12 protein-coding genes and 1 pseudogene are annotated in these 12,971 nt (G+C 37.7%); 2 read left to right on the forward strand and 11 right to left on the reverse strand.

Annotated elements, in window-relative coordinates:
• Positions 1-111, reverse strand: a 111-nt coding sequence (locus BIV60_RS19705; RefSeq protein WP_256218479.1) for a Rid family hydrolase, incomplete at its 3' end; no start/stop codon positions are given.
• A gap of 336 nt (positions 112-447) precedes the next feature.
• Here BIV60_RS19705 and BIV60_RS19710 point away from each other — a divergent pair.
• Positions 448-1,161, forward strand: coding sequence for a helix-turn-helix transcriptional regulator (locus BIV60_RS19710; RefSeq protein ID WP_071357421.1), 714 nt, complete (start codon positions 448-450; stop codon positions 1,159-1,161).
• Positions 1,162-1,283: 122 nt separating this feature from the next.
• On the opposite strand, the gene BIV60_RS19715 is transcribed toward BIV60_RS19710, so the two are convergent.
• From BIV60_RS19715 to BIV60_RS19750, 8 genes are all read right to left on the reverse strand, one after another.
• Entirely contained in the window at positions 1,284-2,027 is a 744-nt protein-coding gene (locus tag BIV60_RS19715) for an amino acid ABC transporter ATP-binding protein (protein WP_071357422.1), read from the reverse strand.
• A gap of 20 nt (positions 2,028-2,047) precedes the next feature.
• The gene (locus BIV60_RS19720) at positions 2,048-2,731 is read right to left on the reverse strand and encodes an amino acid ABC transporter permease (protein WP_071357423.1); all 684 of its coding nucleotides are present in this window, start codon (positions 2,729-2,731) and stop codon (positions 2,048-2,050) included.
• Positions 2,732-2,743: 12 nt separating this feature from the next.
• A complete protein-coding gene (locus BIV60_RS19725) occupies positions 2,744-3,565 on the reverse strand; it encodes an amino acid ABC transporter substrate-binding protein (protein ID WP_071357424.1) in 822 nt (273 codons plus the stop codon).
• Between the two features lie 383 nt (positions 3,566-3,948).
• A complete protein-coding gene (locus BIV60_RS19730) occupies positions 3,949-5,397 on the reverse strand; it encodes a sigma-54 interaction domain-containing protein (RefSeq protein WP_071357425.1) in 1,449 nt (482 codons plus the stop codon).
• A gap of 245 nt (positions 5,398-5,642) precedes the next feature.
• Entirely contained in the window at positions 5,643-6,638 is a 996-nt protein-coding gene (cuyA, locus tag BIV60_RS19735; RefSeq protein ID WP_071357426.1) for a D-cysteate sulfo-lyase, read from the reverse strand.
• Between the two features lie 82 nt (positions 6,639-6,720).
• Positions 6,721-8,028 (reverse strand): aminotransferase class I/II-fold pyridoxal phosphate-dependent enzyme, encoded by a 1,308-nt coding sequence (locus BIV60_RS19740; protein WP_071357427.1) that lies wholly within the window; start codon positions 8,026-8,028, stop codon positions 6,721-6,723.
• An 81-nt stretch (positions 8,029-8,109) separates the two neighbouring features.
• On the reverse strand, positions 8,110-9,267 hold the full coding sequence (locus tag BIV60_RS19745) for a trans-sulfuration enzyme family protein (protein ID WP_071357428.1): 1,158 nt from the start codon (positions 9,265-9,267) through the stop codon (positions 8,110-8,112).
• 350 nt (positions 9,268-9,617) lie between these two features.
• Entirely contained in the window at positions 9,618-10,706 is a 1,089-nt protein-coding gene (locus BIV60_RS19750; protein ID WP_071357429.1) for a patatin-like phospholipase family protein, read from the reverse strand.
• Between the two features lie 327 nt (positions 10,707-11,033).
• Here BIV60_RS19750 and BIV60_RS29805 point away from each other — a divergent pair, with 327 nt between their 5' ends.
• Positions 11,034-11,201 carry a hypothetical protein gene (locus tag BIV60_RS29805; RefSeq protein ID WP_177177346.1) on the forward strand — a complete coding sequence of 56 codons (168 nt, stop codon included), beginning with the start codon at positions 11,034-11,036 and terminating at the stop codon, positions 11,199-11,201.
• Positions 11,202-11,563: 362 nt separating this feature from the next.
• On the opposite strand, the pseudogene BIV60_RS31035 reads toward BIV60_RS29805, so the two are convergent.
• Both BIV60_RS31035 and BIV60_RS19755 read right to left on the reverse strand, forming a co-directional pair.
• Positions 11,564-11,722 (reverse strand): annotated as a pseudogene (locus BIV60_RS31035) (CPBP family glutamic-type intramembrane protease); the annotation flags it as partial.
• Positions 11,723-12,347: 625 nt separating this feature from the next.
• Positions 12,348-12,971, reverse strand: a complete 624-nt coding sequence (locus BIV60_RS19755) for a TVP38/TMEM64 family protein (protein WP_071357430.1) — start codon at positions 12,969-12,971, stop codon at positions 12,348-12,350.

Below are 12,971 nucleotides of genomic sequence, written 5' to 3' on the forward strand. Positions count from 1 at the left end.
GGGAAATTCGTTTCTTTCCGGGTCAATTGGAAGCTGCCCAGACGTATAAATCAAATTACCTGTTTTACGGTATACAGAATAAGGTCCAATTGCCTTTGGATATTTTTCCATTATAAACACATCCCTTAATAATTTTTTATTATTATGATAATATTATATTATTCAGATAAATCGATTGCAATAAAATTTTATAATGTTGAGAAATTTTTTTAAATTATAATTATATCTTAAAAGATTTGTAGAAAATATAGCTAAAACCCCGAAGTTATACTATTATTCATATATGAATCCTTGGTATTATTTCGTTGAATATCATTCATCATCTGGAAAATTTATTCAAATATTGTTAAGCTTTTATAATGAATAGATTGAATCTTCATATCTGTTTCCTTTTGATTTTTTTAAGGCAATTATACAAATCTATTATTGTTAATAAGGAGTAATAAAATGAATAAAAAAGTTAAGAAAAAGGAAATTATAGATCACTATAAAAAACTTGTGGAATTTTTGGGTAAAGTCCTTGGAGAAAACTATGAAGTGATTTTACACATTATTGAGAAAGGCAATTCTTATGTTGGGGCCATCGCTAATAATCATATTAGCGGCCGAACAGTCAATGCGCCATTAACAGGACTTGCACTTAAAATGATGAAAGACAAAACATATCTAGATAAGGACTATGTAACAAATTATAAAGGCTTTACAAAATTAGGTGCAGAAATTCGAGGTTCTACTTATTTTATTAAAGATGAAAATAATGAATTAATTGGAATGCTTTGTATCAATTTTGATTCTAGTAAGCATAAGAAAATTACCAATGATATTCTAGATTTAGTTCAAATTCAACTAAACATGATTAGCCCAATAGTAGATGAAACGGCTATTTCAAATAAAGCAGAAAAAGAAGAACTCCATGATCATGAAATTATCGAATATTTTTCAGATTCTATTAAAGAGGTTGTACACTCAATCGTCGACCCATCTTTTTTAAATCCGAACATTGCCCTAAAGCAGGAGCAAAAAATAGAGATCATAAAACAGTTATCCAAGAAAGGAATATTCCAATTAAAAGGTGCCGTATCCGAAGTCGCTGAGTTATTGAATATATCTGAACCTAGTGTATACAGATACTTAAAAATGATTGATAAGGATAAAAGGTAAATAAGTAAATGATTATGGGTATTACATGTGCATTGGCTTTATACACTTTATAGAACTCTCCAGAAGTATGGCTTAATAATTCAAAAAAGATTGCAATTCAGAATTGCAATCTTTAGCCTTTCCTATGAACAAAGTTTATTTAGAAATTGTAATGTCCGTTCATGCCCTGTATGTTCAAAAATTTGTTGTGGTGTTCCTTCTTCAACGATTACACCTTTATCAATGAATACTACTTTATCCGCTGCTTCACGCGCGAAATTCATTTCATGTGTCACTACAACCATGGTCATTCCTTCTTTAGCAAGTTCTTTCATGACCTTTAGAACCTCACCTACTAACTCAGGGTCTAACGCGGAAGTAGGTTCATCAAAAAGAAGCACTTCAGGTTCCATTGCCATCGCCCGTGCGATTCCTACACGTTGCTGTTGTCCGCCGGATAGCTGGGATGGATAGTGGTTCGCCCGTTCCGATAACCCTACCTTTTCCAGCAATTGAAGAGCCTTCTTACGAGAGGCTTCCTTGTCTTGTTTACGAACGTATACAAGACCTTCCATAACATTTTCAAGTGCAGTCATATGAGGGAACAAATTGTAACCTTGGAAAACCATACCTGTTTGTTGACGGAACTTAATCACTTGATCTTTTGGAACTGGTTTTTTTTCTTGAAAATCCAAAGAAAACTTTCCAAGCTTAACGGTCCCTTTTGTAGGCGTTTCCAATAAATTCAGACAACGTAACATGGTTGTTTTCCCTGAACCCGATGGCCCAATAATGCATACTGTATTGCCTTCCTCAATTTTTAGATCGATTCCCTTTAAAACCTCTGTTTGTCCAAATTGTTTATGCAGGTTCTTTATTTCAATCATTTATATTTCCCCCTATCAAATTAGCCCGCCACATAACGATCAAGCCGTTTTTCCATACGTCCTTGAGCGTTAGATAGAACTGTACTGAAAATCAAATAAATAAATCCTGCTAGACAATAGAGTAGCAATGGTTCATAGGTTGTTGCAGTAATTTGCTGAGCAACTCTAAACATTTCAGTCACCGTAATGGTAGCAGCCAACGATGTATCCTTTACCAAGCTAATAAAACTGTTTGCCAAAGGGGGTACAGATACTCTTGTTGCCTGAGGGAGAATAATTCTTTTTAATGCCTGCGGATAGCTCATCCCAATAGAATAAGCTGCCTCCCATTGACCTTTGGGAATGGAGAGTATAGCCGCACGAATAATCTCTGAATTATAGGCGCCAACACTAATCGTAAAACCGATAATCGCTGCAGGAAGGGGGCTAATCGTGATTCCTATACTCGGAAGGCCATAAAAAATGATAAACAACTGAACAAGCAGAGGTGTTCCTCTAACCACCCACACATAAAATCTTGCAATACCGTCTAGAAGTTTAATTCCGGAGATTCGGGCTAATGCCGTAAGTAAAGCAAGTAGGAGTCCCAGAAAAAAGGATACTAATGTCAAGGGAACTGTAAATGCAACCCCAGCTTTTAACATCGGGAAAAAGGAATTTACAATGATGTCAACCATTCGGTCCATTCTTTCATCAGCAAACATGTAGACCCCTCCTTATTTTGAAACATCTTTTCCAAAGTATTTTTTTGAAATACTTAAATATTTACCATCCTTCATCATGCCGGAAAGCGCATTATTTATGGACTCTACCAATTCTGTATTCCCTTTTCTCATCATGATTCCCATTATTGCCGGCTTATCAAGTTCTGCTACTGCTTTAACCGGTGCATCAGGTCTTTGCTTTTTGAAATCCAGGAAGGAGAGTCCGTCATTTACCACCGCATCCGCACGTTTAGAAAGTAATAAATCCATAGATTGATTAAAACCTTCTACTCCAACGATCTCAGCACCATAAGATGCTGCTATATCTTTATAGTTACTAGTTAATGTCTGAGCTGATTTTTTTCCTTTCAAATCTTCAAATGATTTAATCGTATGATTGTCCTTGAGAACAATTAAGAAAGGTTTTGACAAAATATACGGCACTGAAAAATCGTATTTTTTCTGGCGGTCAGGAGTAATCCCTACATTATTGGCAATCATATCGAACCGTTTTGAATCGAGTCCTGCGAACATACCGTCCCATTGGGTTTCAACGAATTCTGGTTTTACACCAAGTCTTTTTGCTATTTCCCCCGCGATTTCAATATCAAAACCGGTTAACTTTCCTGAAGAATCATGGTAGCTAAAAGGTGCAAAGGTTCCTTCTGTTCCAATTTTAATGGTTCCGCTCGATTTAATTTGCTCTAGCAAATTCTTACTCTCATCTGCCTGTTTGCCTTGTTGACTGGATGTCTGCTTTTCGGCATTTCCGCATGCAGATAATACAAATGCTACGAGTATCGAGAAAGCGATAATGATAAAACTCTTTTTCATAAATAGTTTCCCCCCTATATGTTTAAAAAAATGGATGATTTGCAGATTACTAGTTTGATTTTTCTATATCATCCTAATATTCAGTAAATTAACTTCACTTCAATACCTACCCTTTTCAAATTGACTCCACCTCCTCCTTTTCGATTATTTATTATGCAAGAGTTGTGCCAAAATAAAATCCTTGTTAATTCAACATTCCCTACTTCCAAATAAGATGCGAAATTATCATTTCCGCGATGATTTTAGTAAAAACCTACCGTTACGTACTGTTCTTCGTTTCTCAAATTCGAAAATATTTTTTTAATTTTTCAAAAAACAACCCTTACCACCATCTATAAAGACAAAAAAAGATTGCAAATGAAATTTGCAATCTTAGAGTGAAGTTATAAAACTTTTAGATTGTATCGTTCTAGCTTACGATAAAGGGTCGATAAACTAATTTTCAATTCTTCCGCTACTTTTTCTTTATCTTTTCGAGCCTGACCACACAGGAAGAAACTTTGGATAATAGATTTTTCATATTCGGCCACCATCTCATCTAAACTTAAGCCCCCGGTATGAATTGGTGCCTGCCATTGGTACAAATAATCCGGAAGATCATGAAGGCCAAGCACATCCGATTCTGCCATATTCACCATATACTCCACAACATTTTCTAACTGCCGAATATTCCCGGGCCAATCATATTGGAGCAGCCATTGTTCTAATTGTGGATCTGCTGTCATATACGGACGGTTTAAGATTGAACAATACTTACAAATAAAGTATTGGAGAAAGAAGGGAATGTCATCCCTCCTCTCCTTCAATAACTTTGTATGGAGGGGTATCACATTGATTCGATAATATAAATCCTCGCGGAACGAACCGTTTTGAACCATTTCTTCTAAATTGCGATGTGTTGCTGTTATCACTCGAACATTTACAGGCAGTGATTTGTTTCCTCCCACTCTTTCAATCTGTCTTTCCTGTAATACCCTAAGAAGTTTTGGCTGCAGGGAAAGAGGGAGATCCCCTATCTCATCAAGAAAGAGGGTTCCATTATTCGCCAGCTCAAACTTCCCTGCTTTTCCTTCCCGGTTTGCCCCGGTAAAAGCCCCGCCCGCATAGCCAAACAATTCACTTTCTAGTAAACTCTCCGGTATAGCGGCACAATTAACCGCAATAAAGGGGTGGTTTTTCCGATTCCCTTCATAATGAATCGCCTTTGCCAATACCTCTTTCCCGGTTCCCGTTGCGCCTCTAATTAAAACATTTGCTGTGCTATTTACGATACGCTTCGCTTTACGGATCACATCTTTCATATCCTCATTATTGCTGATGAAACTATCAAACGTAATGACTTTATTAGAATTTAATGTATCTTCATATAAATTGCATTGTGCTTGGAATCTTTTATTCTGTGAGATTAACTGGGATTCTACTACAAGACTTAGATGTTGGAGAAATTCCTTGAGTGATTCTGCATTTTCGATCATCTTTTCTTTTTGTTCCGTTGAAAAGCCCATTAGACCTATTGCTCCTAATGTTTCACTTCCCTTGACTATCGGATAACCAATGGTTGCTGTCTCTTTGCATTCCTTAAAAAATTTACAGCCCATACAATGGGATTCATTTTTTATGACATCATAGGTCATATCGGGTCTGCCGGTCTTCATTACAGCCCGCAACAAGGAGCCATCAGGTGCGGGGCTGCCAATTTGTTGTTGATAAGTTCCTGTTCCACTGACCCGATTACCGTTTCGATCAAGTATGGTGATATCAAAACCAAGTACCGCAGTAAGGTTCTCTGAAAATAGTTGAATAAATTCCTCATTTTGAGTGATACCCCTCATGTTTTCTCCCTCCTATGAACTCAGAATGCTTTTAATATTTTCACTGTTCTATATCTCTTTGCAATTTTCAAGCCAACTTTTAATTTTCAAAAAACTATGTACGAAAAAAAGCAAAACCCCCATTGTTTTGCCATTTTTTCTGTTTTCCCTTTATATACGTTATAAATGATTATACTAGATTTCTCAATAATGAGAATATTTTTCCGAAAGTTGATAAAATTTTCAGATGTTTGAGTGACAAAAACTCATTGAAAGAGCGAAGTATGGGCAAATAACGCCGAGGAGCCGCCAGAATGCACAAATAAAATATTATCTTCCGGATGAAAAAAGCCTTTTTGAATTAAATCAATCAGTCCCGCTGCAGCTTTACCAGTATAGACTGGATCCAGCAAAATCCCTTCTGTTCTTGCCATAAGCTTGACCGCCTCAACCATTTCAGGCGTGGGTATAGCATAGCCTGGTCCGACATACTCATCAAAACAGGTAACCTGCGCGCGGGGGATTGAACTTGTGATGCCAATATGTGCTGAAGCTTCTTTAACAAGCTGAAAAACCTTCTCTTCTTGTTCCTCCTTACTCCTGCTTACATTGATTCCAATTACCGGTATATTACTTTGACTTCCATAAAAGCCCGTCACCAAACCTGCATGCATTCCACCGCTTCCGCTTACACAAACGACCGTCTTTATCGAGACTCCTTGATCAAAGGACTGTGCCAAAATCTCCTGAGCGCAAGCAGCATATCCTGTTGCCCCAATACGATTCGATCCCCCGACCGGAATGATATAGGGTGTATGTCCTTCTTCTGTAACCTCTTTCGATACTTGCTGCATTTCTTTCATCAAGTCCGTCCCATTCGGCACAACCTTGACTTTTTCAGCGCCCAGCAAATGATACAAGAAATAATTCCCGTTAAAATCCGGTTCAGAATTGGTTAAAAGCCCCTCTTCCAATACAAGAATGCACTTCATATTCTCTTTAACAGCAGCAGCCAGCGTTAAACGGCAATGATTGGATTGAATGCCTCCGCAGGTAATTAATGTATCCGCGCCTTTTTCCACAGCATCTGCAACAAGGAACTCTAGTTTTCTCGTTTTATTTCCGCCAGCCGTCAACCCAAGTAAATCATCCCGTTTCATATAGATGGAAGGGCCCCCAAGAACTTTAGATAAATGTGGTAATTTTTCAATAGGTGTATAGGTTGGTGTATATCGCTTTCTAGGAAATTGTGCTAGATTCATATAAAATCGCCCCCTGTAGCCTCAGTTTAAGGCTAGTTATATATAAATGAAAGAAAAGAGTGATGGAAAACTTTCTGAAATGTCATAGATTTATATAACATTGATTCAATTCTTTACAAGACTGATAGATCAGTTCAAAAAGGCGATCCAGATCGTTTAATTCAACACAGGAAAAGGCAATCCGAAGGTCCGTCTCAGCAAGGGAGATCGTTCCCACTCCATACTGATTAAGCAAATGGCCCCTTAGTGTTTCGGCATCGACATTCTTAATTTGAAGTGATATGAAATATCCTGAGTTGAAGGGATAGGGTTCGAATTCATCCGCATATTTCCTGTCTGCTAAGATCTCTTTGACTCGTTTGGCCCTGTCTTCCATTATTTTATTTCTCTCGTTACGTTGCATTTCAAATTCTGGATTTAACAAGGCATCCAAAATGATCGTTTGGGAAAGATGCGGACTGCATGAGATGGTACTTCGAATGGAGCCCATCGCCTTCTTCTCCAAAGCTTCTAAAACCAGAGGGTCTCCAATTCCAAATGTGAGAAACCCAACACGAAAACCCCAGGCATACTCTTCTTTCGTTGCCCCATCGATTTTAATCGGGAGGACACGCGGGTGTAATCCCACTAAACGGGCAAATAGAGATTCCTTGATTGAATCTTCATAATATAATCCAAAATAAGCATCATCCATAACAGCAACAATGTTAATCCCTTGATCCGCCGCCTGTTTGATTGTCTCAAGAATTCCTTCTGCCTCTTTCTCCGTAGGAGTATACCCAGTAGGATTATGCGGAAAATTAAGCACCAGAATCGCTTTTCCATTCTTGCAGGATAAAAGGGCCTCAAGTAACCCTTCTACATTAAATTCGTTTGCTTTCGTAAATAAAGGATAGGTTAGGGTCTCGCTGCCGTGACGGACGTTGAAGAGGATCTGATAATTATCCCAATATTTATCCGGCAATATAATCGAATCGCCTTTTTCCACAAACAGGTCGGCTACGATGCTCAAGCCATGTGTCAGCCCGCTCGTCACAATCGGGGTGCCAAATTCCTTTCCTTCAAGCGAAGGATTATCCTTTAAAAGCTTTTTTCTCCAAACCTCACGTAGTTCCGGTTTTCCTGCAGGTGGTGCATAGGGATACAGATCTTTCGGATCGTAGGCGGAGAGGTTTTTATGAATCACATCTATATAAATGGGTTGTCCCTCCTCCGTAGCCATCCCGATTGTTGCATTGAATCGGTCCGCTTTCCCCCTTGCTTCTCCTGCTTGGCTGACAATCCCTTTTGGGAAATACAAAGATTTTCCCAACAATGAAAACATCTCATAAACTGGTTTATTCTGTTCTTCAATGATATGATTTAATTCTAATGCCAATGGGTTTAGCATTTTATACACCCTCTTTATTTAGTTAGATTTTTCCAAATCATATTTAACCTTAACACTCACCAAATTCCTCAAGCCGCACCGTTATTGTAATGCCATTTCGAGATCCTTCCAAATATCATCCACATCTTCAATTCCAACCGAAAAACGAACGAGTCCATCATAGAGACCTGCCTTTTCTCTTTCTTCTTTAGGGATGATTGCATGTGTCATCGAAGCTGGATGTTGAATTAATGTACCTACATCCCCTAGTGAAACTGCTAAAGTACTCAGTTTTACTGAATTCATAAGTTTAACACCTGCCTCGTATCCCCCCTTCAAGACAAAAGAAATCATTGCTCCAGGACCTTTCATTTGTTTCTCCATGATATTTTTATCTTCAAAACTTGCCAGCCCTGGAAAATAAACCTCCTCTATAGCCTTATGTTTTTCCAAGCGTTCAGCCAAAATTTGTGCATTTTCTTGTGAGCGATCCATGCGAATATGCAATGTACGTATCCCTTGACAGAGAAGCCAGGCATCCATAGGGGCCAAATTTGCTCCCATAGTCTTCTGCACTTCTTTTCTCATCGGATCAATAATTTCCTTGCTTGAAATCACTAGTCCGCCAATAAGATTCCCATGACCAGACAAATATTTTGTTGCACTGTGGACGACAATATCAATGCCGCATAAAATAGGATTTTGTAAATATGGGGACAAAAACGTATTATCAACAACAGTCAAGATCCCCTTTTGCTTAGCGATCGCCGCTACACTCTTCATATCTACTAAGGAAAGCGTAGGATTAGAGGGGGTTTCAAAGTAGACCACTTTCGTTCTATCTGTAATGTGTGATTCAAGCTCTTCCCCTGTCTTAAACGGTACAAATGTTACATCAATTCCAAATTTCTTTACCGTTTTGCTTAGAAATGCGTGCGTTGCCCCATACAACGCTGTGTGTGCAACAACGTGATCTCCTGCCTGCAAAACACCAAAAAGGCAACCAGTTATGGCAGCCATTCCAGATGAGAAAGCCAAACAGCCTTCACCAAATTCCAATTCCGCTACCTTCTCTTCCAGTTCTCTGACATTTGGATTTCCCAGGCGTGAATACATAAATCCTGGATCTTCTCCTGCGAAGCGTTGTGCTCCTACTTCTGCATTATCAAAAACAAATGTTGAAGTCATATAAACAGGAGAGATGTGTGAGCCATGCCCCGGATCTTTATTTACTTTTACTAGTTTTGATGAATAGTTCATTAATACGCCTCCAAATTTAAGTTAATCTGAAATGCTGCCGTTTTTATCTCTTCCTATTAGTGGTATACAAATCTTTATATGCAAAAATTATGCCAATTCTGTAAACCTTATAAAATCTACATTTTTAATATTAAAATTCTTTATTTATTTTCATTTTTGCCAAGGTACGCTGTAAAACATAGTGATTATTCAACTTACCACTTTGGCAATATTGATAATATTTTCCCAAAGTTAGAAGGAATTTAGCTACCGTTCTAACTTCTTGTTATTTCATTTTGCAGACAAGTCAATGTTCCTTCCCCTGCACTACCTAAGAAAAGGAACCATGCTCAAATATCAGCATGGTCCACTCATTGGAAAAAGCAATCAAATGGCCGGACTTTTTTCCTGCCAGGAAATTTTGACGTTAGGGCTTCAGGGGAATCCGAACCAAAAAACTTTTCAACATCAAATGTGGACTCCACGCCAATTTTATCGTAATTTTCCTTGATCCATGAATCAGCATTTTTTCGGCCGAAGTCATGCAGGTAAGTGAGATAATCCCACGAAACATTCAATTTGCTAGAACCATTTAAATGGTTCAACCCTTCACCCGTATTAATAAAATGAATATTGACCTTCTCCAATTGACCATCGTAATCAAATCCATGATCGACAAGTCGATTTAACCCATTAATGAAGCGTATTTCACGCATTAAACTAGAGTTAAAACCGATGTCGGTTGCACGATCAACGATGTCATGAGCAGTTGTCGGGAGCTTGGGGTAATTGGTCGGGTTAATTTGAACAACCATTAAATCATTACAATCATGCTCCCATAACAGAGGATAGAGAGCAGGATTCCCTACATAACCACCGTCCCAGTAATGCTCTCCATCGATTTCAACCGCTTTAAAGATTTGCGGCAAGCACGCTGAGGCTAGGACGGAATCGACTGTAATTTCATCAGTATCAAACACTTTAACTTGTGAGGTCCTTACATTCGTTGCCGATAAGAAAAGCTTTATCTTCTGATTGTTACGTACCTTCTCAAAATCAATCATTTCATTCAGTGTATTCTTAAGCGGGTTAAAATCGAAAGGATTAAGCTGATAAGGGGAGAGGAATGAAGTGATGATTCCCCATGATTGATAGATTGGGTTGAAATCCATGTTACCAGGACTCACCATACGATCTAACCATGTCGGTTGAAAAGGAGAAAACATTCCCGATTCAGCGTTTTTACGCCAAAATAAGTCAAGCATCTCCTGCGCTGTTTGCCTGTTTCCAATCGTCAATCCATAGGCCAATACAGTTGCGTTAACCGCCCCCGCACTCGTGCCCGATACAGCCGCAACTTCCAAGCTTTCTTCTTCAAGCAATCGATCGAGAACTCCCCATGTAAAAGCTCCATGCGCCCCTCCGCCCTGTAAGGCTAAGAGAATCTTCTTTTTTTCCATATTTTTTTCTTCTCCTTAAAATAATTGGATTCACTTATTTATAAAGGCCCTTGCTCTTTCCCTTTTAATTGTAAGTTATTACACATGTTAACACCTTTATTTTATAATTTTTAGTTTTCGACATCATCAACCATAATGTCGAATTTTTTGGAATTTTATCAATTCTTTATACATAAAATTTATAGTAATATTTATATAGTTTACATGCTATTGAAAATTATTAATTTAAGCAATTCACGAAATTTATCAACTAAAATTTATGAACATATTTATATGTAATGGCGGTATTTAAATTTATACATGAAAATAAAAGGAGTGGTTAGGTTTATGAAGAATCCTGATAGCATTACGATAGAGGAGTTAGATAGTCGAATTGCTCATTTTGAGGATCGTCTTAACGATTTTATTATCACCCAAGATCAAGTTGAGTTCATCCAAGAAAGGTTAAAAGAACTAAAAACGCTTAAGAGTGCAATACTTCCACAGACTTTTTAAATAACGCATTTCTAAAAAAAGCTCTTCGGTCGTCAAGAGCCTTGATATGTCGATATCCGGTCAAAAGTGTTGATATAATCAAAAATTGTGTTAATATCCACCTAAAATTTGTTGATATTATGCAAAACGACCCCTTCCCCCAATAAAAGGGGAATTTCCAATTAGATTTTTAATTGGTATTTATTTTTAATACGATAGTAATGTTTTGTTCATAATTTGTTAATCTGTTTGATCTAAAATAAATTTGCTAGGACAAAGCAATAGCTTAACCAAACCCCTTCTAAAAAAGTGCCAGGTACCTTCCGTCAAAGGAGATACCCGGCACTTTTGTATAACTATGTCATAAATAATCAATTTGTTGTTTAAGTTATATCCACATCATTTCCTTTTGGAATCTTTTTAGAGGATAGGAATGATCGTAAATCGATGATGATGTGAAGAATGATTGGAAAAAGTAAAGATCCGGTTATGCTGTAAGCTCTTGCTAAAACAAAACCTATTAAGGTTGTCAAAATAAACCCTTTCCACCCCCCCCAAAAAAAAAGCTAAAACTAACCCGAAACAGCTTTGATATTTAATCTACACCAAACTCCTTCAACCGCCACCTGCTAATACCAGTGCTTATCACACTACCTTTTAGTTATTTATGGGAATATTATACTATATTTCTCTTTTTTAGGAGAACCACGGGGACGGTCCTCTTGGTCTATTTTTAATTTCGTGGACCAAAAAAGCCATGAGAACCTTCCACATGGTTCATCATTTAATTTATAATAAGTATTAAAATTAAGGCTCTTTTCTCAAGGATTGTTGTTTTTGTAGTAGGTTTTGAAAGGGCAAAATGTTAATCAAGAAGTTGATTGGAACGGAAGGTGCGAGACTCCTGCGGGAGCAGCGGGACAGGTGAGACCACAGAGGAGCGTTGCTCCGAGGAGGCTCACCGCCCGCCCCGCGGAAAGCGAGCATCCCTACGTTCCAATCAACCACTTTGTTCATTAACAACAAACTTTACGAAAACAGCCTAAATTAAAAAAAGGACGAAAGGATGTTTATTATATGAAACATCTTGTAATCGTACTAATTATTATAGATATTCTAATCATAATAGCAGTAATTTCTGGTGAAATATTCTTTAGAATTTAAATGCTACTTCGTTTTAGGTAACTTCCGATAAAACAAAACAATGTTAATGACTAAAATAATAACAAAGTAAAAACCATACATGGAAACAGAAAACAACATATTTTGCTGGAAGTTTGCTCCTGCATAACACAAAAATAATATATTGGGGATTTTTCCTATTATAGAAGCTATAACAAAGACTCTCCAATTAACCGTACTTAAGCTGCATCCAATATTCACGACTGGTGCAGGTATAATCGGAATTAATCGGGCAATAAAAATTGTCATAAACGCCTTGTCTTTAAGCTGTTTTTCATATGCTTGTGCTTTAGGATATCTTTTCAACTTTTGTTGAGCCCAATTTCTAAATCCATACCTTGTAAGGAAAAAGAGTAAGATGGTTCCAATCATGGATCCTGTAAGGGTAATGATACTTCCCTTCAGCGGGCCAAAAACCGCTCCTATGGTACCCGATGTTACGGGGAACGGGATGATTGGAAAAAACACGCATAAAGACAGTAACAGCAGGCTGAACACGACTGCGTGGGGCCCTCCCTGAATAATCATTAGAAAAAGCGTGTTTTTTTCTGTAATTCCTATACCTATAATAACAACTAACAAAAATACAAGAATGAATTTTTTTATCAT

The sequence above is a fragment of the Bacillus sp. MUM 116 genome, from assembly GCF_001866655.1.
Classification (GTDB): Bacteria; Bacillota; Bacilli; order Bacillales; family Cytobacillaceae; genus Neobacillus.

Bases quoted from the DNA above. Each gene is read 5' to 3' on its own strand.
- BIV60_RS19710 (WP_071357421.1), top strand. From the start codon at position 448: ATGAATAAAAAAGTTAAGAAAAAGGAAATTATAGATCACTATAAAAAA.
- BIV60_RS19715 (WP_071357422.1), bottom strand. From the start codon at position 2,027: ATGATTGAAATAAAGAACCTGCATAAACAATTTGGACAAACAGAGGTT.
- BIV60_RS19720 (WP_071357423.1), bottom strand. From the start codon at position 2,731: ATGTTTGCTGATGAAAGAATGGACCGAATGGTTGACATCATTGTAAAT.
- BIV60_RS19725 (WP_071357424.1), bottom strand. From the start codon at position 3,565: ATGAAAAAGAGTTTTATCATTATCGCTTTCTCGATACTCGTAGCATTT.
- BIV60_RS19730 (WP_071357425.1), bottom strand. From the start codon at position 5,397: ATGAGGGGTATCACTCAAAATGAGGAATTTATTCAACTATTTTCAGAG.
- cuyA (WP_071357426.1), bottom strand. From the start codon at position 6,638: ATGAATCTAGCACAATTTCCTAGAAAGCGATATACACCAACCTATACA.
- BIV60_RS19740 (WP_071357427.1), bottom strand. From the start codon at position 8,028: ATGCTAAACCCATTGGCATTAGAATTAAATCATATCATTGAAGAACAG.
- BIV60_RS19745 (WP_071357428.1), bottom strand. From the start codon at position 9,267: ATGAACTATTCATCAAAACTAGTAAAAGTAAATAAAGATCCGGGGCAT.
- BIV60_RS19750 (WP_071357429.1), bottom strand. From the start codon at position 10,706: ATGGAAAAAAAGAAGATTCTCTTAGCCTTACAGGGCGGAGGGGCGCAT.
- BIV60_RS29805 (WP_177177346.1), top strand. From the start codon at position 11,034: ATGAAGAATCCTGATAGCATTACGATAGAGGAGTTAGATAGTCGAATT.
- BIV60_RS19755 (WP_071357430.1), bottom strand. From the start codon at position 12,971: ATGATAAAAAAATTCATTCTTGTATTTTTGTTAGTTGTTATTATAGGT.